Origin of the sequence: Nocardioides sp. CF8 (genome assembly GCF_000389985.1) — a bacterium.
Classification (GTDB): domain Bacteria; phylum Actinomycetota; class Actinomycetes; order Propionibacteriales; family Nocardioidaceae; genus Nocardioides; species Nocardioides allogilvus.
In genome coordinates, this window is record NZ_CM001852.1 from 3,737,976 (window position 1) to 3,763,038 (window position 25,063).

Sequence of the window (25,063 nt, forward strand, 5' to 3'; positions counted from 1 at the left end):
GTGCTCGAAGGGGTGGTCTGCGCGGCTACAGTCGTGCCGTGCAGCACCTGTCCCCCTCCCTCCCCGCCCGGAGGAGTCGGGGACGGATCCCGGCGGTGCCGACGACGGCGCGGGCTCTCGTCCTCGCCACGCTCTCCCTCGTCCTGGCCCTGCTCGGGCCCGCGTCGGCGAGCCTCGCGACCGCCTCCGCAGAACCCCGCAAGGGCGCCCCGGCCCGGGCAGCCGCCGACCCGTTGAAGATCCACCTCGACTCGATCAAGCCCTCGGCCCTGAGCGACGACGAGCGCCCGGTCAGGATCACCGGCACGCTCACCAACCAGAGCGACGAGCAGTGGACCGACATCAATCTCTATGCGTTGGTCTCCGCGTCCCCGATCGTTGACGCGCCCTCGCTGGCCGCGTCCTCGGCGATCGACGCGGACGAGTTCGTCGGCGAACGGATCGTGACGCCCGGCACCGAGGACACCGTCGAGGTGCTCGAACCCGGCGAGACGACGGAGTTCCGGCTCAAGGTGCCGCGCAGCGAGATCCTCGTCGAGGCCACCGGCGTCTACTGGCTCGGGGTGCACGCCCTCGGCAGCTCCTCGGTGGAGCGTGACATCGTCGCCGACGGGCGCGCCCGCACCTTCATCCCGCTGGTGCCGCGCAGCGGGAAGAACCCGGACAGCGTCGATGCGGCGATCGTCGTGCCCATCCGCGAGACCGTGTGGCTCACTCCTTCAGGTCGCGTGGACCGGGTCGGCAGGTGGGCCAGGTCGCTCGCCGAGGGCGGCCGGCTGCACTCGATCCTGGCGGCGGACGACGCCGACGTCCCCCTCACCTGGCTGGTCGACCCGGCCGTGCTCGCGGCGGTGGCCCGGCTCGAGGAGGGCAACCCCGACCGCAGCCTGGCCCCCGATCCTGCGGTGACGCCCGAGCCCACCGAGGAGCCCTCCGACGAGCCTGCCTCCCCGACGGACGGCGCGCCGGCCGGGCCCGATCCCTTCTCGGCACCCTCCGACCCGATCCCCCCGGTCGACCCCGACGACGAGCTCACCGAGGAGGAGCAGCGGGTCGCCGGCCTGGCCGGCGCCTGGCTCGACCGCTTCAGGCAGGTCACGGCCGACCAGCCCGTCCTCGCCCTGCCGTACGGCGACCTCGACGTGTCCGCAGCGGCGGTGCACGGTCCCGGCTACTACCAGCAGGCCGTGACGCGCAGCGCCCAGGTGATGGCCTGGCTGGAGGTCGCCGCCACGCCGGCGATCGCCCCGCGCGACGGCATCCTGAGCCCGGCCGCCATCGAGGCAGCCACGCCGGACACCACGATCATGGTGGCCGACACGTCCTTCGCGTCCGTGCCCCCCAACGCGCCGCAGTCGATGGTGCGCCTGCTCGAGCACAAGGTGGTCGTCACCTCCAGCGGGGCCGCGGCGGGCGGCCCGAGCCCGACCGCCTCCGCCGACCCGTTGGCCCTGCGGCAGCGGCTGCTGAGCGAGGTGGCCCTGCGCCTGCAGTCCGGCTCCCGCTCACCCGTCGTGATGATGCTGCCGGCCCACTGGCGACCCGTCGACCCGAGCCCCCTGTTCACCGGCCTCGAGGTGCCGTGGCTGGAGCCGATCAGCGTCGCCGACCTCACCCTGCGCCCCGCGGCCTCGATGAACGCGGTCGGACTGGTCTACACCGACGAGGACGCGGAGGCGGCGCTCGACGTCCTCAACTTCAGCGCTGCCGACCAGTTCACCACCCGCGCCAACCTGCTCGCAGGGACCCTCAGCCTCCCCAACCTCGTGCGCCAGCAGGTCGCCGACGAGGTGCTGATGAGCCTCTCCTCCGGACACCGCGTCAACGCCGCCCGGGCCGCCGAGTCGGTGCGCGAGGCAAGTGTGTTCGTCGCCGACCAGATGGCCAGCGTCACCGTCGACGCACCGGACGCGGTGACCCTGTCGAGCGAGAGCGGGCAGTTCGGCGCCGACCTCGTCAACGGCCTCGACCAGCCGGTGACGGTGCGGATCGCCGTCGAGTCCGACGGTGACCTCGAGTTCGCCGACCAGGGCCCGATCCAGATCAGCGCGGGCGCGCGGCACCGCATCCTGCCGCGCGTGACGGCCGATCGCCCCGGCATCCACCAGGTCCGTCTCGTCGTGACCGACACCCAGGGCGAGCCGCTCGGCTCGAGCACCAACCTGCAGATCCGCGCCGCCCAGGTGAGTGGCCTGATCTGGCTGCTGCTCGCCGGCGGCGCGGCCCTGCTCTTCGGCACCATCGCGGTCCGGCTCGTACGCCGCCTCCGCGACCGCGGCAAGGCCGGCGACAAGGCCGACGACAAGGCCGCCGGCGAGCAGGTCGCGTGAGCGAGCAGAAGCAGGCCCCGACCCTGCTGGCCTCCAGCGCGGTGATGGCCGCCGGCACGGCCTTCTCGCGGATCAGCGGGTTCCTGCGCGGAGCGCTGCTCGTGGCGGCCCTGGGTGCAGCGCTGCAGGCCGACCTCTTCACCCTGGCCAACACCCTGCCCAACATGATCTACATCCTGGTCGCGGGCGGCGTCTTCAACGCCGTGCTCGTCCCGCAGCTGGTGCGGGCGATGAAGGGCGACGAGGACGGCGGCGACGCCTATGCCAACCGCGTCATCACCCTGGCCGCGCTGTTCCTCGGCACCGTGACGGTGGTGCTCATCGCGGTCGCGCCCTGGGCACTGCGGCTCTTCCTGCCCGGCGAGTTCGACGCACCCGGCCGCGCCGCTCACTTCCAGTCGATCGTCGACCTGACCCGGCTGTGCCTGCCGCAGGTCTTCTTCTACGGCATGTTCGTGCTGGTCGGGCAGATCCTCAACGCCCGTGGCCGGTTCGGCCCGATGATGTGGGCGCCGATCGCCAACAACCTCGTCGCGGTTGTGATGCTGGTGCTCTACCTCGTGCTCTACGGCAAGGCCACCGAGTCCGAGTACCAGCAGGCACTGGGCGGCAACCAGGAGCTGCTGCTGGGGGTGGGCTCGACGCTGGGCATCGCCGTCCAGCTCCTGATCCTGCTGCCCTACCTCCGCGCGGCAGGCTTCTCCTACCGGCCCCGCTTCGACTTCCGTGACGAGGGCCTGGCCAAGACGCTCGCGCTGGGCGGCTGGACGGTGCTGTTCGTCGTCGTCAACCAGCTCGCCTACTTCGTGGTGATCAACCAGGCCGCCGGCGGCACCGTGACCGATCCGGAGGGCACCGGCTACACCGTCTACTCCAACGCCTTCTTGATCATGATGGTCCCCCACTCGATCATCACCGTCTCGCTGGCGACCGCGATCCTCCCGAGGATCTCCGCGTACGCCGCCGACCACCGCCTGCCCGACCTGGGCCGCGCCATCGGCTCGACGCTGCGCAGCGCACTGGCCCTCGTGCTGCCGATCGCGGCGCTGCTCCCGGTGCTGGCCGCCGACGTGTCCAACGTGCTGTTCGGCTGGGCCGAGGAGGGCACCCACGAGCGGTTCGCCCCGACCCTCGCGCTGTTCGCGCCGGGCCTGGTGTTCTTCACCGTCCACTACCTCATGCTGCGCGGGTTCTACGCCCTCGAGCAGACGCGCCGCGTCTTCTTCATCCAGTGCGCCATCTCCGCGACCAACATCGTGATGGCGCTGCTGCTGGTGAGCCGGGTGGACGACCGCCACACCGCCCCCGCCCTCGCGGTGGCCTACCTCTCGGCCTACCTCGTCGGCTCGGCGATCAGCTATGCCTCCCTGCGCCACGTGCTCGGGGGCATCGGGACACCGGGCCTCGTGCGCTTCCTGGTCCGGATGCTGCTCGTCGTCGCTCCGGCCGTCCTCGCGGCCTGGCTGGTGACCCTCGGGCTCACCGCCGCGTTCGGCTCCCTCGCCGACGAACCCGAGCCCTGGGTCTCCGCGATCCGCGGTGGCCTCGCCGGCGCGGTCGGGCTCGGCGGCGTGCTCCTGCTCGCCCGCACCTTCCGTGTCCGCGAAGTCACCTCCGTGACCGACGCCGCGTTGGCCCGCCTGCGGCGCGCGTGAGTCCTACGATGAGGGCGTCGAACGCCTGTCGGACCGGGGAGGGTGAGGAACCGCGTGCCTGACTCGCTGCATGCCGGTGACCAGCTCGCCCGCCGCTACCGCCTCGACGAGCTGCTGACCGAGAGCGCCGGTGGCCGCTTCTGGCGCGCCCACGACCTCGTCCTCGACCGGCACGTCGCCGTACACCTGATCCCGCGGTCGGACGAGCGCGCCGACGGCCTGCTCGAGGCTGCACGGCGTACGGCGCCGCACCACGACCGCCGGATGCTGCGCGTGCTCGACGCCGACCGGACCGACGATGTCTGCTACGTCGTCAACGAGTGGGGTGCGGGCACCTCCCTCGACATCATGCTCGCCGCGAGCGGCCCGCTGCAGCCCCGTCGAGCGGCCTGGATCGTCTCCGAGGTGGCCGCCAGCCTGGCGCGGGCGCACGACGCCGGCCTCGACCACGGCCGGATGGTGCCGGAGAACGTCCTGATCGACCGGCAGGGGCAGGTGCGGATCATCGGCTTCGCCGTCGACGCGGCCCTGCACGGCCTGGCGCCCGGGCGCCAGTCGGCCGACCTGGTCGACACGGTCGCCGTGCTCTATGCCGCGCTGACCGGCAAGTGGGCGGGCGTCTCCATCTCCAACCTGCCGCCCGCGCCGACGGTGCACGGCGACGTGCTGCGACCGCGACGCGTGCGGGCCGGGATCCCCCGCCCGCTCGACGCGCTCTGCGACCAGGTCATCAACCAGGTCTCCGGACACAGCCACCGCTCCGTGCACGACCTCTCGACCATGGCCGGGGTCGCGTCAGCGCTCGCCGAGTTCGTCGGCGACCCGACCGGGATGGCCGAGGGCGGCGCCTGGAGCGGGCCACCGCCGACCCAGCCCATCAGCCGGATCGGGCCCATGCCCACGCCGTCCCCACCGGTGCCACCGGCCCAGGTCCGGCCTGCCACGACGCCGACTCCCATCGAGGCACGTCCCGAGCCGAGGCCCGAGCCGCCCGAGCCCGAGCCGCCCGAGCCCGAGCCGTTCGAGCCCGACGCGTCCGAGCCTGCCCAGCCTGCTGAGCCCACCGCCATCATCGAGACCAGCCCCGTCGCCGAGGAGCTCCCGACCCAGGCCGGCATCCCGGTCTTCGACGAGAACGACGAGGTCGGCTGGATCCCGGCCCGCAGGGAGGCGCCCGCCCCGCCGCCCCCGTTCGAGGAGAAGCCCGCCAAGCCCCTGTTCGCGCCGGAGCCCCCCGAGGGCCAGCCGGTCCGTCGCCCGCGACCCGGCAGCACCGCTGCCCAGTCCCCGTCCTACTGGCCGTGGGAGTCGACCGGTCCGGCCACCAGCTCCGGCAGCGGGGTCTGGCCCTCGCAGGAGCTCGCCGACAGCGGGGACGACGTCGTCCCCGGGCGCAACTGGTTCCGGCTCGCGATGGGCATCGCCATCGGCGTGCTCGCGTTGGTGGCTGCTGCCGCGGCCTATCACCTCGGCTCAGGCGGCGCCGAGGAGGAGCCCGGGGAGACGACCACGACGACGTCGCAGGGCCCGACGCCCACGCCGCTCACGGGCATCACGGCCTTCGACCTCGACCCGCAGGGCTCGCCGCCGCAGGAGGAGTACCCCGAGCTGGTGCCGCTGGCGATCGACGGCGATCCCGAGACCTCGTGGCACACCTCGACGTACAAGCAGGACTTCGGGCCGACCGGGCTCAAGGAAGGCGTCGGCCTGGTGCTCGACCTCGGTGCCACCATCGGCGTCCGCGAGATCGACATCGCGACCCTGGGCGGCCCCACGGCGGTGTCGGTCTATGTCACCGAGACCGCCCCGACCAGCGTCTCCGACCTCACGCCCGTCGGCACGGCAGCGGGCAACGGCGGGCTAGCTGTCGCCCTCGACGAGCCGGTGTCCGGCCAGTTCGTCACGGTCTGGTTGACCTCGATCCCCCCGGTGGAGGGCGGGTTCCGGGGCACCATCGCCGACGTGGTGGTCAAGGGGTGACCCCACGACCGGCCCTGGGGCACGCCGAGCGCACGGACGCCGAGCTGCTCGCGCTGCACGTCGACGGCGACGCCGACGCGTTCGGTGAGCTCTTCGCCCGTCACCGCGACCGGCTCTGGGCGGTCGCCCTGCGCACCATGGGCAACCCCGAGGACGCCGCCGACGGACTCCAGGAGGGGATGATCGCGGCGTTCCGCCGGGCCGGCTCCTTCCGCGGGGACGCGGCCGTGACGACCTGGCTGCACCGGGTCGTCGTCAACGCCTGTCTCGACCGCCTGCGGGCGATGAAGGTCAGGCGCACCGAGGCCCTGCCCGACGACCTCGAGGACCGCGCCGACCGGGGCTCGCTCGTCAGCTCGACCGACGCGGAGCTCGACCCGGCCGAGCTCGCGGTGGCCGACGAGCGCCGGCGCACGGTGCTCACCGCGCTGGGCACGCTCACCCCCGACCAGCGCGCAGCGCTCGTGCTCGTCGACATGGAGGGCTACTCCGTGGCCGAGGCCGCGCAGATGCTCGACGTCGCCGAAGGCACGGTCAAGTCGCGCTGCTTCCGGGGCCGGGCGAGGCTGGCCCCGCTCCTCGGGGTGCTCGCACCGCCGCAGCGTGACGTGGCCGACACCAGGAACCTCCCGCCCACCGCGGACGTCCCAACCACTGGCCCTCCGCGCGCGCCGCCGCCCGCCCCGAGCTGACCAGACCGTCCGTCCCCTGCCCCGCCGAAGGAGGTGCCCCCGTTGACCGATCCCACGCCCGACCCGCTGACTCCCGGACAGGACGACGCCGTGCGCAGGCTCCTCGCGTCGGCCCGTCACAGCGACCCCACTCCCCCCGAGGTCGTCGCGCGCCTCGACGAGACGCTCGCCTCGCTCAGGTCCGAGCGCGTGCAGGCGCCGGCGCCCGTCGTGACCTTGGCGTCGCGTCGTCGCCGTACGGCCGCCACGGCCCTGCTCGCAGCCGCCGCCGTGGTGGTGCTCGGCGTCGGCATCGGCCAGGTGCTGCCGTCCGGCACGTCCACCGACGCGGGCAGCAGCGCCGGTGCCGGCGACTCGGCCGCCTCGAGCGACGAGCGACCCGCCACGGCCGAGTCCGGCCGGGCCTTCGACGCGGAGTCCGACTCCGCGGCCGACGCCGAGGAAAAGCTGAGTGACCTCAGGATGCAGAACGGGAGGACGCCGGCCGGCCCCGGTGCCCTCACGAGTGAGTCGGGGCTCCGCTCCCAGGTGCGGGCCCTGCGCCGCGCCTCTCTCACCGCCGCCTACTCCAGCAGCCCGCTCTGCACGCTCGCGGACGCCCGGAGCGGCAAGCGGGTGCCGGTGACCTTCGACGGTGTCCCCGCCGTGCTCGTCTTCCGCGCGCCGGTGGCCGACCGGCAGCGTGTCGACCTGTTCCTCTGCGGCGAGGCCTCGCCCGCCCGCTCGGTGCGGCTGCGGGCGCGCTGACGGACTGGCCCACCGGGCGGAACATCGGCCGCCTACGATCGGTTGCACACGTCGTAGAGCCATCCCCCATCTCCAGGAGCCCTGAAACCGCATGTCTGAAGTCCGCAACGTCATCATCATCGGTTCGGGTCCCTCGGGCTACACGGCCGCTGTCTACGCCGCGCGCGCGTCGCTCAACCCGCTGGTCTTCGAGGGCTCCGTCACCGCCGGTGGTGCGCTGATGAACACCACCGAGGTGGAGAACTTCCCCGGCTTCCGCGACGGCATCATGGGCCCGGCCCTGATGGACGAGATGCGCGCCCAGGCCGAGCGCTTCGGCGCCGAGCTGGTCTCCGACGACGTCGTCGAGGTCGACCTGACCGGCGACATCAAGGTCGTCAAGACCGCGGACGGCGAGTTCCACGCCCGCTCGGTGATCCTCGCGACGGGCTCCGGCTACCGCAAGCTCGGTCTACCCCGCGAGGAGGAGCTCTCCGGTCGCGGAGTCTCCTGGTGCGCGACGTGCGACGGCTTCTTCTTCCGCGAGCAGGCCATCGCGGTCATCGGCGGCGGTGACTCGGCCGTCGAGGAGGCCACCTTCCTCACCCGCTTCGGCTCGAAGGTCTACCTGATCCACCGCCGCGACGAGCTGCGCGCCTCCAAGATCATGCAGGAGCGCGCCTTCGCCGACCCCAAGCTCGAGATGGTCTGGAACTCCGAGATCGCCTCGATCAACGGCGATGACCGCCTCGAGTCGCTGACCCTGCGCGACACCGTGACCGGTGAGGAGCGCCAGCTCGACGTCACCGGCCTGTTCATCGCCATCGGCCACGACCCGCGCTCGGAGCTGCTGACCGGCCAGGTCGACCTCGACGACGACGGCTACGTCCTGGTCAAGCACCCCTCGACCGCGACCAACCTGCGCGGCGTCTTCGCCGCCGGCGACCTCGTCGACCACCACTACCGCCAGGCCATCACCGCGGCCGGCACCGGCTGCGCGGCCGCCCTCGACGCCGAGCGCTACATCGCCGATCTGGACCACGCCGCCTCGAGCGCCGGCTCGGCTGCCGCCACCGCGCGCGAGGTCGAGGAAGCCGCCCAGGTCGCCGGCTGATCGAGCGCTTCGCGTCGCCGTACCCACGCCGAACAGACGTGGGAACAGATGTCGGCGACGTGGTGTTCACTCATCTACAGACCTCATCAGACAACCGAAAGGGCAACCCCGTGGGCAACATCTCCGCCGTCACCGACGCCGAGTTCGAGGCGCAGGTCCTCAAGTCCGACAAGCCCGTCCTCGTCGACTTCTGGGCCGAGTGGTGCGGCCCGTGCCGCCAGGTCGCCCCGATCCTCGACGAGATCAACGCCGAGCACGGCGAGAAGATCACGTTCTTGAAGATGAACGTCGACGAGAACCCGGTCACCCCGGCGTCCTACCGCGTCACCGGCATCCCGACGATCAACGTCTACCAGGGCGGCGAGGTCGTGAAGTCGATCGTCGGCGCCAAGCCGAAGGCCGCGCTCCTCAAGGAGCTCGCCGACTTCATCTGAGTCGCTTCCTCGTCGGCCCGGCACATCACGTGCCGGGTCGACGTGCATTTCGGGGTCGTACGGCGCCGCCGACCCCCGCACCGGACGAGCCCGGGCTCAGACTGACGAGCGGTGCGTCGTCTTGGGTGCAGGCGCCGGCGCCGGGCGCACCACGCCCCACAGCTTCTCGAGGGTGGCCCCGACCTCGCTCTTCCAGGTCACCGTGGTGCGCAGGTCCATCCGCATCCGTGGCGTGGTCACGTGGGCGCGCTGGGTCTTGAATCCGACCCGGCCGAGGAACTCGGCCGGCATCACGCAGCCGTAGGAGCGGCCCCGGGTGTCGCCGAAGGCCTCGACCGCGGCGATGTTGCGCTTGACCAGGTCGCGCGCCATCCCCTGCACCAGGAGCCGGCCGACGCCTCCGTGGCGGGCCGACGGGTCGACGTACACCGTGGACAGCAGGACGGCGTCGGGCGAGGGCGGCGAGGTCGGGATGCCGGCAGCGCCCGGGAAGAAGACCGCGGGGGCATAGATCGCGTGCCCGACGACCTCCCCGTCGACCAGCGCGACCCGCCCGGCCGAGCCCCACTCGCGCAGGACCCACGACAGCCAGGCGTCGCGCGCCTGCGTCTCCTCACCGCTGCCCAGCCGGGCGCGACTGACCGGATCGGTCGACCAGAACAGGCAGGAGCGACACGGCTCGCGCACCTGAGCCAGGTGGTCGAGCGTGAGCGGGGCTGTCCGCCGGGCCATGACCCCATGCTAGGCGCGATGCCCTACTGCGAGGATGGGCCCATGCGCCAGATCCGCCAGAGCAAGAAGCTGCAGGGAGTCCGCTACGACGTCCGGGGCCCGATCCTCGTCGAGGCCCAGCGCCTCGAGGCCGAGGGACACCGGATCCTGAAGCTCAACATCGGCAACACCGCACCCTTCGGCTTCGAGGCACCCGAGGCGATCTTGGCCGACATCATCCACCACCTGCCGGAGTCGCAGGGCTACAGCGACTCGCAAGGCATCTACTCCGCGCGCACCGCGGTGATGAACTACTACCAGTCCCACGGGCTGCGCGAGGTCAGCGTCGAGGACGTCTTCATCGGGAACGGCGTCTCCGAGCTCATCTCGATGGTGCTGCAGGCGTTCCTCGACGACGGCAACGAGATCCTGGTGCCCGCGCCCGACTATCCGCTGTGGACCGGCGCGATCACGCTCTCGGGCGGTACGGCGGTGCACTACCGCTGCGACGAGTCGAACGGCTGGAACCCCGACCTGGCCGACATCGAGGCCAAGATCACCGAGAACACCCATGGTCTCGTGATCATCAACCCGAACAACCCCACGGGCGCGGTCTACAGCGAGGACATCGTCAAGGGCCTGGTCGACATCGCCCGGCGCCACCAGCTGGTCGTGTTCGCCGACGAGATCTACGAGAAGATCCTCTTCGAGGACGCCCAGCACCACCACGCCGCGACCTTCGCCGGCAACGACGTGCTCTGCCTGACCTTCAGCGGCCTGTCCAAGGCCTACCGCGTCTGCGGCTACCGCGCCGGCTGGCTGATGATCTCGGGGCCGAAGGAGATCGCCACGGACTTCCTCGAGGGCTTGACGCTCGTGGCCAACATGCGCATGTGCGCCAACGTGCCCGCGCAGCACGCCATCCAGACCGCGCTCGGCGGCTACCAGTCGATCGAGGAGTTCATCGGTCCCGGGGGCAGGTTCTACGAGCAGTCGATGCTCGCAGACCGGTTGCTCAACGAGATCCCGGGCGTCTCCAACGTGACGCCGAAGGGTGCGCTCTACTGCTTCCCGCGCCTGGACCCCGAGGTCTACGCCATCGACGACGACCAGCAGTTCGTGATCGACCTGCTGCGGGCCAAGAAGATCCTGGTCACCCACGGCACCGGCTTCAACTGGTTCGCGCCCGACCACTTCCGGCTCGTGACCCTGCCCGAGGCGTCCGTGCTCGAGGAGGCCATCGGGCGGATCGGCGACTTCCTCGCGACCAGGCGCTAGCCGGCCGGCGCACGCCCCGCTGATGAGAGGCGTCACGTTGCGTCGCAGGGTCCCCTGACGGGGCTTAGGCTCCCTGCCATGCGCGATCTCACCTATCCCCCCGTCATCGTCACCGCCAAGGCCGCTTTCCGGCTGCTCGGACAGCGGTTCCAGATGACCGGGACCGAGCACGTGCCGCGCTCCGGCGGCGTCCTGCTGGCCTTCAACCACATCAGCTACGTCGACTTCGTCTACGGCGGGCTGGCCGCGAACCCGTCCGGGCGCAAGGTCCGCTTCATGGCGAAGCGCGAGCTGTTCGATCACCCCGCGGTGGGCCCCTTCATGCGGTCGCTGCACCACATCGAGGTCGACCGGGCCGCCGGTGAGACGTCGCTCGCGGTCGCCCTGGACCACCTCAAGTCCGGCGAGGCGGTCGGGATCTTCCCCGAGGCGACCATCTCGCGCGCGATGGAGCTCAAGGAGTTCAAGACCGGCGCCGTGCGCATCGCGGCCGAGGCCGGGGTGCCGCTCGTGCCCGTCGTCCTCTGGGGCACGCAGCGGATGATGACGAAGGACCACCCGCGCGACTTCTCCCGGGGCAAGACCATCGCCCTCACCGTCGGTGAGCCGATGCATCCCACCACCGAGGACAACGCGGTCGCCCAGACCGCGGAGCTGCACCGGCGCATGAACGTCCTGCTGGAGCAGACGATCACCGCCTACCCGACCGCCGAGCAGCCTCCCGGTTCGTGGTGGGTGCCCGCCCGTCTCGGGGGTACGGCGCCGACGCTCGCGGAGGCCGCTGACCTCGATGTCGCGGAGAAGCGCGAGCGCGCGCGTCGCAAGGCCGCCAAGAAGGCCGCCACCAAGAAGTGATTTCTCGACCTGTCGTCAAGTCGCTTTGTTGCTGCATCGCTTTGTCGACATAGCAGCGTTCGTGCAGGTCAGAGCGTTGCGCCGGGCTGTGAACCGGGCGCCCGGACGACCCAGACCTGCCGGGTGAGCGCTGAGGATCCTCAGATCGGACGGTCGTTCCGGTTGCGCGGGTCCATGACCTCCACGATCCGGCGCAGGTCGTCGAGGGAGGCGAACTCGACCGTGATCTTGCCCTTGGCCTTGCCGAGGTCGACCTTGACCCGGGTCTCGAACCGGTCCGAGAGCCGCTCGGCGAGATCGGCCAGGCCCGGAGCCGTCGGGCGACTGCGCTGGGTGCGGGGAGTGCCGGTCTGGCCGGGCCCGAGGGAGACGATCTCCTCGAGGCCGCGCACGCTGATGCCCTCGGCGGTGACGCGGGCCGCGAGGCGGTCCTGGAGGTCCGGGTCCTCGATGGTCAGCAGGGCGCGGGCGTGGCCGGCCGACAGGACGCCGGCCCCGACGCGACGCTGGACGGCCGGGGACAGCTTGAGCAGCCGCAGCGTGTTGCTGATCTGGGGGCGCGAGCGACCGATGCGCTGCGCCAGCTCGTCGTGGGTGCAGCCGAAGTCCTCGAGCAGCTGCCCGTAGGCGGCAGCCTCCTCGAGCGGGTTGAGCTGCGACCGGTGCAGGTTCTCCAGCAGCGCGTCGCGGAGCATGTCGTTGTCGTCGGTGTGGCGGACGATGGCCGGGATCGTGTCGAGACCGGCCTCCTGGGATGCGCGCCAGCGGCGCTCCCCCATGATCAGCTCGTAGTCGGCCTCGCCAGTGCGCCGCACCACGACGGGCTGGAGCAGCCCGACCTCGGTGATCGAGTGCACGAGCTCAGCAAGGGCCTCCTCCTCGAAGACCTGGCGAGGCTGCCGGGCGTTCGGGCGCACCTGGGCGATCGGGAGCTCGGCGAAGTAGGCGCCGGAGACGGTCCCGGCGTGCACGGGATCCGTCTCGCCGGTGCTGGTCGCGGGCGCCGCAGGCGCGGGGCTGCCGTCCGCTGCGGCCGTGGGCGGGGTCGAGGGGGCGTCCACGGACCACCTGTGGGAGCCGTCCGACTCGGCGGGACCGGTCGGGATGAGGGAGCCCAGGCCCCGGCCGAGGCCGCGACGAGGCTGCTTGGGGGTGGTGCTCATCGAGGTGCTCCCTTGGTTGCGATCTCCCGGGCTGCCTCGAGATAGCTGAGCGCACCGGCCGACGCAGGATCGTAGGTCATCACGGTCTGGCCGTAGGACGGCGCCTCCGAGACTCGCACCGACCGGGGGATCGCGGTCTTGAGCACCTCGGGCCCGAAGTGCTCGCGCACCTCGGACGCCACGCCCGCCGCAAGCCTCGTCCGGGCGTCGTACATCGTCAGCAGGATCGTGCTGACGACGAGGTCCTGGTTGAGGTGCTTGCGCACCATCTCCACGGTCTCGAGGAGCTGTCCGAGCCCTTCGAGGGCGTAGTACTCCGCCTGGATCGGGATGAACATCTCCCGGCCGGCGACCAGGGCGTTCAGGGTCAACAGCCCCAGCGACGGCGGGCAGTCGATGAGGACGTAGTCGAAGCGCTCCTCCCCGGCCGTGGCGGCGGTCCCGACCCAGGGATGCCCCGCCAGGGCCGTCTGGAGCCGGGTTTCACGTGCCACCATGCTGACCAGCTCGATCTCGGCGCCCGCGAGGTCGATCGTTGCCGGCACGACCCAGAGTCCGGGGATGTCCTCGCTCTGGCTCATCACCTCGGCCAGGGGCTGCCCGTCGACGAGCATGTCGTACGTCGAGGGCACCCCGCGGTGGTGATCGATGCTGAGCGCGGTCGAGGCGTTCCCCTGGGGGTCGAGGTCGATCACCAGCACCCGCTGGCCCAGCTGGGCGAGCCCGGCGGCGACGTTGACGGTTGTGGTCGTCTTGCCGACGCCACCCTTCTGGTTGGCGACCACGAACACCCGGGTGGCGCCGGGACGCGGCGCGGGAGTGTCGCGGTGCAGGTGACCGCTGCGGGCCAGCACCGACTGCTCCGCGGCCCGGGCGAGGGGCGTGGTGTCGTCGTCGTACGCGCTCATGCCTTCGGCGACCTCAGCCGCCGTACGCACCCGCCATGCGGGGCTGGTTTCACGTGAAACCTGCTCGGGGGCGCTGGTTTCACGTGAAACAGATCCACCCTCAACCTGTGGATGAACGTGAGCCTCCTGTGGATACGCACGCTCAGCGGGTGGGGATGAGGCGGTGGATAACCCCGCATCGTCGCGCTGAGGGAGATGCTCAGGACGGTTCGAGTCCTCGGTCACAACCAGGACCTTTCGCAAAAGTATTGGCACGGTCAGAGGGGGCACGACCCGCGTCGGCCGCCAGGGATCAGCGTTGGCGACGGCGCGCGGGACGTGACGAGCGTGAGGCGGGCAAACCTACCCGCGAAGGGTCGGCCCAGGCCACCCGTAGGGCATGGGTGCTGTGGACAAGTGACTCGCCCCCGAGGGTGAGGATCTCGGGTTCGGAGCACCGCAGCTTCCTGAGCGTCGGGCGGGCCGCTTCGATCTCCTCGGCGACGGAGGAGCCCTTCATCGCGACCAGCGCTCCGTGCGGCGCGACCAGCGGCATCGACCACCGCAGGAGACGCTCGAGCGGCGCCACGGCCCGGGAGGTCACGATGTCGAAGCCATGCGGCTCCTTGACCTCCTCGGCACGACGCCGCACGACGGTGACGTTGGACAGCGCCAGCTGCTCGACGACCTCGTCGAGAAAGGTCGTACGGCGCAGCAGCGGTTCGACGAGGGTGATCCGCAGATCGGGGCGGGCGATGGCCAGCACCACGCCGGGCAGCCCGGCGCCCGACCCGATGTCGCACACCGAGACGTCCCGGGGGATCGCCTCACCCAGGACCGCACAGTTGAGGAGGTGCCGATCCCACAAGCGCGGCGCCTCACGCGGGCCGATCAGGCCGCGGAGCACCCCATCGGTGGCCAGGAGGGCGGCGTACGCCTCCGCCAGCGGCAGACGAATGGAACCAAACACCCCCCGGGCCGCCTCGGGAGTTTCCGGGGGCACGGAGGGTGGGAGGTCGCTCGTCGTGTTCACGGGCACTGTTTCACGTGAAACACGCGCTCTTAGGCCGGCAGGATGACGACGAAGCGTCGCGGCTCGGCGCCCTCGGACTCAGACGTCAGGCCGGCAGCGGACACGGCGTCGTGGACGACCTTGCGCTCGAAGGAGGTCATCGGCTCCAGGGAGACGGACTCGCCGGACTTCTGGACCTCGGCGATCTTCTCGGTGGCCAGGGCGATCAGGCGCTCGCGCTGCTGGGCGCGATAGCCGGAGACGTCGAGCATCAGCCGAGACCGCTCACCGGTCTCGCGGTAGACGGCCAGGCGGGTGAGCTCCTGCAGCGCGTCGAGGACCTCGCCCTTCGCGCCGACGAGCTGGGAGAGGTCGGCGCCCACGATCGACACCGCAGCCCGGTCACCCTCGACGTCCATGTCGAGGTCGCCGTCGAGGTCGGCGATGTCCAGCAGCTCCTCGAGGTAGTCGGCGGCGATGTCGCCCTCGTTCTCGAGCCGCTCCACCTTGGAGGGACGGCCGGACTCGACCGCGTCCTGCGTGGACTCCTCGGTCGACTCGCTCAGGTCGGTGCTGGTCTCGTCGGGTTCAACTGCGCTGGTCTCGCTCATGTGCAATCTCCTGCCATCTGCTTCGAATTCGCGGCCGGGCCGCGGGGAACTGGGGGAGGGCTAGCTGTTGCCCTGCTGCTTCTTCTTGGCCTGGCGCTGCGCCTTCGTCTGGCGCTTGGGCTGCACACGGGGGGCCGGGCGCTCCTCGACCGCGGTCTCCGTCGTGGCCGGCTCCGCACTCGTCTGCGCGTCGAGCGTCAGGCCCTTGCGGGCAGCCTTCGCCCGGTCGCGCTCCTCCTTGGCCCCGAAGGCCGGAGTGCCGGGGGCGGGGTTGTTGCGGATCACGTAGAACTGCTGGCCCATGGTCCACAGGTTGGAGGTCGTCCAGTAGAAGAGGACACCCACCGGGAAGGCGATACCACCGACGGCGAACACGATCGGCAAGACGTAGAGCAGCATCTTCTGCTGCTGGGCGTAGGGCCCGGTGAGCGCGTCAGCCGGCATGTTCTTGCTCATCAGCTGGCGCTGGGTGAGGAAGGTGGTGAGGGTCATCGCGATGACGAGGACCGCAGCCAGCAGCCGCACCATGTTGTCGTTGGTGCTCAGGAAGGTGTCGGAGATCTTGGCGCCCGCGAACACGGCGTCACGCAGCTGGTTGTTCAGCTCCGGGGTCATCAGCCCGCGCTTGTCCTGCGGGTTGCGCGCGGCCTGGTCGAGGATCCGGAACAGGGCCAGGAAGATCGGCATCTGCAGCAGGATCGGCAGGCAGGACGCGAACGGGTTGGTGCCCGAGTCCTTGTAGAGCTTCATCGTCTCCTGCGCGAGACGCTCACGGTCGTGGCCGTACTTCTTCTGCAGCTCCTTGACCTTGGGCTGGATCAGCTGCATGTTCCGGCTGGACTTGATCTGCTTGACGAACAGCGGGATCAGCGCTGCCCGCACGACCAGGGTCAGTCCGATGATCGACAGCACCCAGGCGACGCCCGAGGCGGGGCCGAACCAGTCGCCGAAGACCTTGTGGAAGCCAACGAGAACGAAGGAGATCGCGTAGTACAGCGGCGTCATGATGAAACTGCCGATGGCACCGAAGAATTCGAGCACTCAAGCTCCCTGGGTCGGGGTCGATCCCGCACTCGCGGCGCGGGGAGGACTGTGTGGATCGAGCGGAACCGGGTCATAGCCGCCGGCTGCCCACGGGTGGCAGCGGATCAGTCGTCGCCCAGCCAGCCACACGCCGCGCAGGGCACCGTGCTCGGTGACTGCCTCGAGTGCGTAGGCGGAGCAGGACGGGTGATAGCGGCACACCTGGCCGTACAGCGGGCTGATCAGCGTGCGATAGGCCTTCAGCAGCCAGATCAGCAGGAACTTCACGACGTCACCCTGCCCAGACAACGGCGCAGGTCGGCGTCGAGTTCCGTGGTCGTCGCGTCCGCGGAGGCCGGGAGCGCACGCACGACGAGCACAGCAGAACCCGGAAGCCCCGCCAGTGCAGGCAGGTGCTCCCGGGTCAGGTGTCGAAGTCGGCGCTTCACGCGGTTGCGAACCACGGCATTGCCCACGGCCTTGCTGACCACGAAACCCACGCGCGCCGGTTGCCCGGGCGCCTGGACGTCGAGGTGGACCACGAGCGTGCTGGACCCGCAGCGACGACCCGATCGAACCGTGACCCGGAAGGAGTCACTGTCGACGAGTCGGTGCGCCGCCGGCAGCACGAGCGTGGACGCCGCGGGCGCAGCCGTCAGACGGCCAGGCTGCTGCGGCCCTTGCGGCGACGTGCCGACAGGATCGAGCGGCCGGCGCGGGTGCGCATGCGCAGGCGGAAACCGTGCACCTTGTGACGGCGGCGGTTGTTCGGCTGGTAGGTACGCTTGCTCACGAGCTTCTCTCCGATGCAGTTTCTCTTGGGGTGTCCACTCCACAGGCGGGACATGGTGCGTACGGCGGGCAGAGTGATCGCCGCACTTGGCTCTTCGGCCGGCACCGCCCACCCACGCTGCATGACCCGTGTGGGGCATGCGAGTCGTGGACATGCGGCACCCGTCGACACGGAGTGACCGGCCAACGGTACGCGCGCTGGCGAATCAGGGTCAAACTCAGGACCTTGCCATACCGGGTCAGCCTGTGGATGACGGCTTGCCGGGGGCTTTCGACGGTTGTTAGGTTGCGGCCCACCGAGGTTCCTTGCCCCGGTGAGGACGACCGCTGGCAACGGGTCGCAACGGGGTGGTCACAGGACCGCTCATCTGCGGCCTGACCTGCACACTTAGGGTTCGAGCAGGACGGGCCGACTGCCCGGGGTGTGACCCAGGTCACCACGACGGCCCATGGTTCACAGACTGTGGACAACTCTGTGGACGAATCGCCGAACAACCAGATGCAGGAGAGGTAGGCCGGTGGACGACCAGGCAAACGATCTCGGGACCGTGTGGCGAGCCATCGTCCATGACCTCCAACCCAACCAGCGGGCTTGGTTGCGGGCGAGCGAGCCGGTGACCCTGCACGAGAGCACGGCCATCATCGCCGTGCCCAACGACTTCACGCGCGGCCAGCTCGAGGGCCGGCTGCGCGCCCAGCTCGAGGACGCGCTCAGCGAGTCCTTCGGCCGCGAGATCCGCATGGCCGTCAGCGTCAACCCCGCCCTGGAGGACCTGACCCCGCACACACATGTCGCCGAAGAGACAAGTCCACCTAGCGACATGTCGACAAATGCACCTGCGGACGACGGCACGCCGCACGGCCTGATCCCGACGTCCAACGCGACGACGCCGGCACCGAGCTCGGCCTCCAGCGCGGAGCAGGCCGCCGATCGGCGTACGCACTCGGCACTCGAGACGCGGCTCAACCCGAAGTACACGTTCGAGACGTTCGTCATCGGCTCCTCCAACCGGTTCCCGCACGCGGCCGCCGTCGCGGTGTCCGAGGCGCCGGGCAAGGCCTACAACCCGCTGCTGGTCTACGGCGAGTCCGGCCTCGGCAAGACCCACCTGCTGCACGCGATCGGCCACTACGTGCGCAGCCTCTACACCAACGCCAAGGTCCGCTACGTCTCCAGCGAAGAGTTCACCAACGAGTTCATCAACGCGGTCCGCGACGACCGGCAGGACCGGTTCAAGCGGCGCTACCGCGACGTCGACGTGCTGCTGATCGACGACATCCAGTTCCTGCAGGGCAAGACGCAGACGCAGGAGGAGTTCTTCCACACCTTCAACACGCTGCACAACGCCAACAAGCAGATCGTGCTCACCTCCGACCAGGCGCCCAAGAAGCTCGAGGCGCTCGAGGAGCGGCTGCGCAACCGGTTCGAGTGGGGCCTCATCACCGACGTCCAGCCCCCCGAGCTCGAGACGCGGATCGCGATCTTGCGCAAGAAGGCCGCGATGGACCGGCTCACCGCCCCGCCGGACGTGCTGGAGTTCATCGCCTCCAAGATCCAGACCAACATCCGCGAGCTCGAGGGTGCGCTGATCCGGGTCACGGCCTTCGCGAACCTCAACCGCCAGGACGTCGACATGAGCCTGGCCGAGATCGTCCTGCGCGACCTGATCCCCGAGGGCGCGGAGCCGGAGATCACGCCGGGACTGATCATCGCCCAGACGGCTGCCTACTTCGGGGTCTCGATCGAGGACCTCACCGGCCCGAGCCGCGGGCGCCACCTCGTGATGGCCCGCCAGATCGGCATGTACCTCTGCCGCGAGCTGACCGAGCTGTCGCTGCCCAAGATCGGCGCCGAGTTCGGCAACCGCGACCACACGACCGTGATGTATGCCGATCGCAAGATCCGCCAGCTGCTCGCCGAGCGGCGCGCGGTGTTCAACCAGGTGTCCGAGCTGACCAACCGGCTCAAGGTCCAGGCCCGTCAAGGGTGAGCAGAAATCTGTGGAGGACGTGTGGTTCCGACCAGCGTGTCCTCCACAGGGCCTGTGTGCGAACGGGCACGAACCACAACTTCACTCGGCTGGGTGCACAACCCGCCCCGCTGGTGAACAGCTGGGCGCACAGCCCCTGTGCACTCGCATTGCGAGGGCTCACCTGCACAAACAGAAGTTCTCCACAGTTTCCACAGACGCTATTACTCCTATGTACCTGTAACCGGATCGATTGCCAGAAATCATTGAACCGGCCCTTGGCTGGGGACAACCGCGGGACTTCCCTCCCGTCGCGCCTCTCCTCCATGGCAGGATTCACAATCCGCGCGCACCTGTGCGCTGGATCGTGTCGTTCGCGGCACCTGCTGACCCGCCGAAAAACTTTGCACTTGAGGAGCCCGCAGTGAAGTTCCGCGTCGAACGCGACGTCTTCGCCGATGCCGTTGCCTGGGCGGCCCGCAGCCTCCCGGTCCGCCCGAGCTCCCCAGTGCTCGCCGGCCTGCTCATCGAGGCCAGCGACGCCGGCCTGGTGCTGTCCACCTTCGACTACGAGACCTCGGCCCGCGCCGATCTCCACGCCGAGGTGAGCGACGAGGGCAGTGCCCTGGTCAGCGGCCGGCTGCTCGCCGACATCTGTCGTAGCCTGCCGGCGAAGCCGATCGAGATGCAGCTCGACGGTCCCCGGGTCTCGCTGACCTGCGGGTCCGCGCGCTTCAGCCTGCAGACCATGCCCGTCGAGGACTACCCCAAGCTGCCGCAGATGCCGGCCGCGACCGGCACCGTCTCCAGCAACGACTTCGCGCACGCGGTCGCCCAGGCCGTCACCGCGGCCGGTCGCGACGACATGCTCCCGGTCCTGACCGGCGTGCGGATCGAGATCGACGGCTCGACGATGTCGCTGCTCGCGACCGACCGTTTCCGGCTCTCGCACCGTGAGCTCACCTGGAACCCCCAGACCCCCGACGCGTCGGTCGCCGCGCTCGTCCCGGCAAAGGTGCTCGGTGACACCGCCAAGTCGCTGACCTCCGGCGCCGAGGTCACGATCGCGCTGAGCGCCGGCGACGGTGGCGAGGGCCTGATCGGCTTCGAGGGAAGTGCGGTCGGTGGCGTGCGCCGTACGACCACGCGACTGCTCGACGGTGAGTTCCCCAAGGTCCGCTCGCTCTTCCCGAGCGAGCACCTCACGATCGCCAAGGTCCGCAAGGACGAGCTGATCGAGACGGTCAAGCGCGTCGCGCTGGTGGCCGAGCGCAACACGGCGGTGCAGCTGAAGTTCGGCGACAACCAGCTCGTGCTGGACGCCGGCACCGGCGACGAAGCGCAGGCGACCGAGGTCATCGAGGCCGAGATCACCGGCGACGACCTGACGACGGGCTTCAACCCGCAGTTCCTGCTCGACGGGCTGACCGCGCTCGACGGTGAGTTCATCGACCTCGCCTTCACCCAGGCCAGCAAGCCGGTCGTCATCTCCAGCACCGACGGCGGCGACAAGGAGTCGTTCCGCTACCTGCTGATGCCGCGCCGCCTGCTCTCCTGACGGCAGTCATCACCCAGCCCTGTCGTCACCCGCGACGGGGTGGTTGAGTTGGGGCCGGACCACACAACGGGAGGCACTCGGATGCACATCGGACTCGTCGGGCTCGGCAAGATGGGCGGCAACATGCGCGAGCGGTTGCGCCGGGGCGGCCACACGGTGGTCGGCTACGACCGCAACCCCGACGTCAGCGACGTCGCCTCCCTCGCCGAGATGGTCGAGCAGCTCCCCGCGCCGAAGGTCGTCTGGGTGATGGTGCCCGCGGGCGACCCGACCCGGCAGACGGTGGCCGAGCTCGGTGGCCTGCTCGCCGAGGGTGACGTGATCGTCGACGGCGGCAACTCGCGCTGGACCGACGACCTCGCCAACGCCGCATCCCTCGAGGACAAGGGCATCGGCTACGTCGACTGCGGTGTCTCCGGCGGTGTCTGGGGCCTGGAGAACGGCTATGCCTTGATGTACGGCGGCGACGCGGCCGACATCGAGAAGGTGCAGCCTGCCTTCGACACCCTGAAGCCGGAGGGTGACTTCGGCGCCGTGCACGCCGGCAAGGTCGGCGCCGGGCACTTCTCCAAGATGGTCCACAACGGCATCGAGTACGCCATCATGCAGGCCTACGCCGAGGGCTGGGAGCTGCTCGAGAAGGCCGAGCTCACCGACAACGTCACCGAGGTCTTCCGCTCCTGGCGCGAGGGCACCGTCATCCGCTCGTGGCTGCTGGACCTGATGGTCGCGGCGCTCGACGAGGACCCGGGCCTGTCGCAGATCGCGGGCTACGCCGAGGACTCGGGCGAGGGTCGCTGGACCGTCGAGGCCGGCATCGAGAACGCGGTGGCGACCCCCGCGATCACCGCTGCGCTCTACGCGCGGTTCGTCTCGCGCCAGGACGACTCGCCGACCATGAAGGCGATCGCCGCGATGCGCAACCAGTTCGGCGGGCACGCCGTGAAGACCGCCGCCCCCCGTGGCGGCGACGCAGCGCCGGACCAGGGTGCGCCCGACCAGTCGAAGGCGGCCGAGCAGGCCGGCGCCGGCAGCGGCACCGAAGCCGGGGAGAGCTAAGAGGCACGTGCACGTCGCGCACCTGACCCTGCACAACTTCCGCTCGTATGCCGACCTCGACGTCGAGCTGGAGCCGGGGGCGACGGCCTTCATCGGCCGCAACGGCCAGGGCAAGACCAACCTCGTCGAGGCGATCGACTACCTCTCCCGCCTGTCCTCGCACCGCGTCTCCTCCGACGCGCCGTTGGTCAAGGCCGGCACGGACCAGGCGCTGATCCGGGCGGCGGTCGTGCGCAGCGGGCGCACCGCGATCCTCGAGGTCGAGCTCAACCCGGGCCGGGCCAACCGGGCCCGGATCAACAAGTCCCCGCTGCCGCGCCCGCGCGAGTTGATCGGGGTCGTGCGCACCGTCGTGTTCGCGCCCGACGACTTGACCCTGGTCAAGGGCGATCCGTCGGACCGGCGCAAGTTCCTCGACGACCTGCTGATCCTGCGCGCGCCGCGGCTGGCCGGCGTCCGCTCCGACTACGACCGCATCCTCAAGCAGCGCAACAGCCTGCTGAAGACGGCCGGCCTGGCTCGCGGTGATTCACGTGAAACAGCGCTGTCCACGCTGGCCGTCTGGGACCTGCAGCTGGCCAGCATCGGCAGCGAGCTGCTCACGGCCCGGCTGCGGCTGGTCGACGACCTGCGGCCCTACCTCGGCAAGGCCTACCAAGCCGTCGCCCGCGGGGCCAGCCGCGACGACGCCGAGATCGACTACAAGCCCTCCTTCGAGCTGCCCGCCGACTCCCACGACCTGGAGGGCGCGCTGCTCGCCGAGCTGGAGCGCCGCCGCAAGGACGAGCTCGACCGCGGCATCTCCCTGGTCGGGCCGCACCGCGACGAGCTGGCGCTGAGCCTGGGCAACGGCGAGCTCCGGCTGCCGGTCAAGGGCTATGCCTCGCACGGGGAGTCGTGGTCCTTCGCGTTGGCGATGAGGCTGGCGTCGTACGACCTCCTCCGCGCCGACGGTGACGACCCGATCCTCGTGCTCGACGACGTGTTCGCCGAGCTCGACACCGAGCGCCGCGCCCAGCTCGCCGAGCTGGTCGCCGGCGCCGAGCAGGTGCTGGTGACGGCCGCCGTCGCGGCCGACGTGCCCGAGTCGCTGCAGGGCATCCGGTTCATCGTCGCCGACGGCGAGGTACGCCGCGATGCGTGACGAGACCCCGGAGGAAGCCACCGAGGGAACCACCGAGGGACACCGCGACGACGGCCTTGACTACGCCCGCTCGGCACGCAAGGCCGCCGGTTCCGGCCCGGGCAAGGCGCCCCGACGCAAGACCAGTGGCGACGCCTTCCGGCGCCGGGTGGTGCCGAAGTCGTCGGGCGCCCACCCCGACGACCGGGATCCACAGCTGATCGACTCCGCCATGTCGCGGATGATCAGCCAGCACGGCTGGGAGCTCGACCTGCGCGTGCAGGCGGTCTTCGGCCGCTGGGCCGAGCTCGTCGGCGACGAGGTCGCCTCCCACTGCACGCCCGAGACGCTGGCCGAGACCCGGCTCGTCGTGCGCACCGACTCGACGGCCTGGGCGACCCAGCTCAAGCTCCTCGCACCGACCATCGTCAAGCGCCTCAACGTCGAGCTCGGTGACGGCATCGTGACCGTGATCGACATCCAGGGACCCCACCTGCCGAACTGGAAGAAGGGCCGCTTCACCACCCGAGACGGACGAGGTCCCCGAGACACCTACGGCTGATCTCTCCTCCGACACCAGAACTGCGAGTCCGTGTAATGCACGAACCTGCAACCCCCAACTCGTTGCACGTGCTTGGGACCGGGCTTTTGATGGGCACCCCGTTACACCACCGGGACCTGCAACACCCCACGTGTTAGATCGAGAGGAAATCCCTTGCGCAAGACACTTTCCTACGCAGCCCTCGCAAGCGTCGCGACAGCCGGCCTCCTTGCCGGCAACGCCGGTGCCCAGGCAGCCCCCGCTCCAACGGCCGGCGCCACGTCGTGGATCGTGGTCCTCGAGGACGGCGCGCGCGCCGGCGAGGTCGCCCGCGAGCACAGCCGGCGCCACGGGGTCGAGACCGGCTTCGTCTACCGCAGCGCCCTGAAGGGATATGTCGCCCGGATGACGGCGCAGCAAGCCGCGAGCGTGTCCGGCGAGGCGGGCGTCCTCTTCGTCCAGCCGGACGGGGTCGTGCAGGCGTCCGCACAGTCCACTCCCACCGGCATCAACCGTGCGAACGCCGACTCCTCCAGCACCCTGGCAGGCAACGGCAGCGGTACGGTCGACGTGGACGTCGCCGTGATCGACACCGGCATCGACCTCGACCACCCCGACCTGAACGTCTTCACAGCCGGAGCCAAGAACTGTTCCACCGGTAAGTCGGCTGAAGACGGAAACGGTCACGGATCCCACGTGGCCGGCACGATCGGGGCCAAGGACGACGCCACCGGTGTCGTCGGCATGGCCCCCGGCGCCCGCCTGTGGCCGGTGCGTGTCCTCGACAACCGAGGCTCGGGCACCTGGTCGGCCGTCATCTGCGGGATCGACTACGTCGCCGCCAACGCCGCCTCGATCGAGGTGGCCAACATGAGTCTCGGCGGCACGGGCATCGACTACGGCAACTGCGGGAACGGCCAGGACGCCATGCACGCCGCGATCTGCAACGCGGTGAACAAGGGAGTCACCTTCGTCGTGGCGGCCGGCAACGAGACCGACGACTCCGCCAACCACACGCCGGCGGCCTACGACGAGGTCATCACCGTCTCCGCCCTGGCGGACTTCAACGGTCTTCCCGGGGGTGGCGCCGCGGCCACTTGTCGAAGCGACGTCGATGACACCTTCGCCGACTTCTCCAACTATGGCGCGGACGTCGACCTGATTGCTCCGGGCGTCTGCATCAGCTCCACCTGGAAGGGCGGCGGCTACAGCACCATCTCCGGAACGTCCATGGCCAGCCCGCATGTCGCGGGTGCTGCGGCTCTCTACCTCTCCACCCACCCGGGCACCAGTCCGGCCTCGGTGAAGAGCGCGCTGCAGGCCGCTGGATCGACCGACTGGAACAACGCTGACGACCACGACGCGGTGAAGGAGAAGCTGCTCGACGTCGGCACGTTCTGAGCTCCAGCCACCAGGGCGACGGCGGGCTCGGCCTCGGGGCCGCGCCCGCCGTACGGCTGAACCGTTCTGCCGATCTGAGGGGCCCGCGGACGTATGGGGACTCCACCGCCCCCCTGTTCGGCCCTCCGTTCACCCTCTCTGGTGCCCG

Annotated in this window: 24 protein-coding genes; 15 read left to right on the forward strand and 9 right to left on the reverse strand. The window is 70.4% G+C overall.

Going from position 1 to position 25,063, the window contains the following annotated elements; genetic code table 11:
- The first annotated feature begins 38 nt into the window (after positions 1–38).
- The 7 genes from CF8_RS18215 (at position 39) to trxA (ending at position 8,931) form a co-directional block, all read left to right on the forward strand.
- The gene (locus CF8_RS18215) at positions 39–2,330 is read left to right on the forward strand and encodes a DUF6049 family protein (protein WP_156887268.1); all 2,292 of its coding nucleotides are present in this window, start codon (positions 39–41) and stop codon (positions 2,328–2,330) included.
- Positions 2,327–3,985 (forward strand): murein biosynthesis integral membrane protein MurJ, encoded by a 1,659-nt coding sequence (gene murJ, locus CF8_RS18220; RefSeq protein ID WP_010834573.1) that lies wholly within the window; start codon positions 2,327–2,329, stop codon positions 3,983–3,985. Before CF8_RS18215 ends, murJ begins: the two co-directional genes overlap by 4 nt.
- Before the next feature lie 54 nt (positions 3,986–4,039).
- On the forward strand, positions 4,040–5,965 hold the full coding sequence (locus CF8_RS21210; protein ID WP_010834574.1) for a protein kinase family protein: 1,926 nt from the start codon (positions 4,040–4,042) through the stop codon (positions 5,963–5,965).
- Complete coding sequence (gene sigM, locus CF8_RS18230) at positions 5,962–6,657, forward strand: RNA polymerase sigma factor SigM (protein WP_010834575.1); 696 nt, start codon at positions 5,962–5,964, stop codon at positions 6,655–6,657. The genes CF8_RS21210 and sigM overlap by 4 nt, the downstream gene beginning before the upstream one ends.
- Positions 6,658–6,699: 42 nt before the next feature.
- Entirely contained in the window at positions 6,700–7,404 is a 705-nt protein-coding gene (locus CF8_RS21215) for a hypothetical protein (protein WP_010834576.1), read from the forward strand.
- A 91-nt stretch (positions 7,405–7,495) separates the two neighbouring features.
- Complete coding sequence (gene trxB / locus CF8_RS18245) at positions 7,496–8,497, forward strand: thioredoxin-disulfide reductase (protein ID WP_010834577.1); 1,002 nt, start codon at positions 7,496–7,498, stop codon at positions 8,495–8,497.
- A 110-nt stretch (positions 8,498–8,607) separates the two neighbouring features.
- Positions 8,608–8,931, forward strand: a complete 324-nt coding sequence (gene trxA / locus CF8_RS18250) for a thioredoxin (protein ID WP_036491417.1) — start codon at positions 8,608–8,610, stop codon at positions 8,929–8,931.
- A 96-nt stretch (positions 8,932–9,027) separates the two neighbouring features.
- On the opposite strand, the gene CF8_RS18255 is transcribed toward trxA, so the two are convergent.
- Positions 9,028–9,663 (reverse strand): GNAT family N-acetyltransferase, encoded by a 636-nt coding sequence (locus CF8_RS18255; protein WP_010834579.1) that lies wholly within the window; start codon positions 9,661–9,663, stop codon positions 9,028–9,030.
- A gap of 42 nt (positions 9,664–9,705) precedes the next feature.
- Here CF8_RS18255 and CF8_RS18260 point away from each other — a divergent pair, with 42 nt between their 5' ends.
- Together CF8_RS18260 and CF8_RS18265 are read left to right on the forward strand one after the other, a co-directional pair.
- Positions 9,706–10,920, forward strand: a complete 1,215-nt coding sequence (locus CF8_RS18260; RefSeq protein ID WP_010834580.1) for a pyridoxal phosphate-dependent aminotransferase — start codon at positions 9,706–9,708, stop codon at positions 10,918–10,920.
- Between the two features lie 78 nt (positions 10,921–10,998).
- A complete protein-coding gene (locus CF8_RS18265) occupies positions 10,999–11,775 on the forward strand; it encodes a lysophospholipid acyltransferase family protein (protein ID WP_010834581.1) in 777 nt (258 codons plus the stop codon).
- 140 nt (positions 11,776–11,915) lie between these two features.
- Here CF8_RS18265 and CF8_RS18270 read toward each other — a convergent pair whose 3' ends face one another.
- The 8 genes from CF8_RS18270 to rpmH all read right to left on the reverse strand — a co-directional run bounded on the left by CF8_RS18270 (position 11,916) and on the right by rpmH (position 17,264).
- Positions 11,916–12,938, reverse strand: coding sequence for a ParB/RepB/Spo0J family partition protein (locus CF8_RS18270; RefSeq protein WP_010834582.1), 1,023 nt, complete (start codon positions 12,936–12,938; stop codon positions 11,916–11,918).
- On the reverse strand, positions 12,935–13,846 hold the full coding sequence (locus tag CF8_RS18275) for a ParA family protein (RefSeq protein ID WP_036491419.1): 912 nt from the start codon (positions 13,844–13,846) through the stop codon (positions 12,935–12,937). The genes CF8_RS18270 and CF8_RS18275 overlap by 4 nt, the downstream gene beginning before the upstream one ends.
- Positions 13,847–14,138: 292 nt before the next feature.
- Complete coding sequence (gene rsmG, locus CF8_RS18280) at positions 14,139–14,795, reverse strand: 16S rRNA (guanine(527)-N(7))-methyltransferase RsmG (RefSeq protein WP_010834584.1); 657 nt, start codon at positions 14,793–14,795, stop codon at positions 14,139–14,141.
- 92 nt (positions 14,796–14,887) lie between these two features.
- Positions 14,888–15,448, reverse strand: a complete 561-nt coding sequence (locus CF8_RS18285; RefSeq protein WP_010834585.1) for a Jag family protein — start codon at positions 15,446–15,448, stop codon at positions 14,888–14,890.
- A 60-nt stretch (positions 15,449–15,508) separates the two neighbouring features.
- Positions 15,509–16,489 (reverse strand): membrane protein insertase YidC, encoded by a 981-nt coding sequence (yidC, locus tag CF8_RS18290; protein ID WP_010834586.1) that lies wholly within the window; start codon positions 16,487–16,489, stop codon positions 15,509–15,511.
- Positions 16,490–16,759, reverse strand: coding sequence for a membrane protein insertion efficiency factor YidD (gene yidD, locus CF8_RS18295; RefSeq protein WP_010834587.1), 270 nt, complete (start codon positions 16,757–16,759; stop codon positions 16,490–16,492).
- Positions 16,756–17,100: a ribonuclease P protein component gene (gene rnpA, locus CF8_RS18300; RefSeq protein ID WP_010834588.1), complete on the reverse strand. Its 345-nt coding sequence runs from the start codon at positions 17,098–17,100 to the stop codon at positions 16,756–16,758. The genes yidD and rnpA overlap by 4 nt, the downstream gene beginning before the upstream one ends.
- Positions 17,101–17,126: 26 nt before the next feature.
- Entirely contained in the window at positions 17,127–17,264 is a 138-nt protein-coding gene (gene rpmH, locus CF8_RS18305; RefSeq protein WP_010834589.1) for a 50S ribosomal protein L34, read from the reverse strand.
- Between the two features lie 517 nt (positions 17,265–17,781).
- Between rpmH and dnaA the strand changes: the two genes are divergently transcribed.
- The 6 genes from dnaA to CF8_RS18335 all read left to right on the forward strand — a co-directional run bounded on the left by dnaA (position 17,782) and on the right by CF8_RS18335 (position 24,915).
- Positions 17,782–19,254, forward strand: coding sequence for a chromosomal replication initiator protein DnaA (gene dnaA / locus CF8_RS18310; RefSeq protein WP_036491422.1), 1,473 nt, complete (start codon positions 17,782–17,784; stop codon positions 19,252–19,254).
- A 403-nt stretch (positions 19,255–19,657) separates the two neighbouring features.
- Positions 19,658–20,791, forward strand: a complete 1,134-nt coding sequence (dnaN, locus tag CF8_RS18315) for a DNA polymerase III subunit beta (RefSeq protein WP_010834591.1) — start codon at positions 19,658–19,660, stop codon at positions 20,789–20,791.
- Between the two features lie 81 nt (positions 20,792–20,872).
- Positions 20,873–21,850 carry a phosphogluconate dehydrogenase (NAD(+)-dependent, decarboxylating) gene (gnd, locus tag CF8_RS18320; protein WP_010834592.1) on the forward strand — a complete coding sequence of 326 codons (978 nt, stop codon included), beginning with the start codon at positions 20,873–20,875 and terminating at the stop codon, positions 21,848–21,850.
- A 7-nt stretch (positions 21,851–21,857) separates the two neighbouring features.
- Positions 21,858–22,994, forward strand: a complete 1,137-nt coding sequence (gene recF, locus CF8_RS18325) for a DNA replication/repair protein RecF (protein WP_010834593.1) — start codon at positions 21,858–21,860, stop codon at positions 22,992–22,994.
- Positions 22,987–23,535, forward strand: a complete 549-nt coding sequence (locus tag CF8_RS18330) for a DUF721 domain-containing protein (RefSeq protein WP_010834594.1) — start codon at positions 22,987–22,989, stop codon at positions 23,533–23,535. The genes recF and CF8_RS18330 overlap by 8 nt, the downstream gene beginning before the upstream one ends.
- 153 nt (positions 23,536–23,688) lie before the next feature.
- On the forward strand, positions 23,689–24,915 hold the full coding sequence (locus tag CF8_RS18335; RefSeq protein WP_010834595.1) for a S8 family peptidase: 1,227 nt from the start codon (positions 23,689–23,691) through the stop codon (positions 24,913–24,915).
- Positions 24,916–25,063 lie beyond the last annotated feature (148 nt).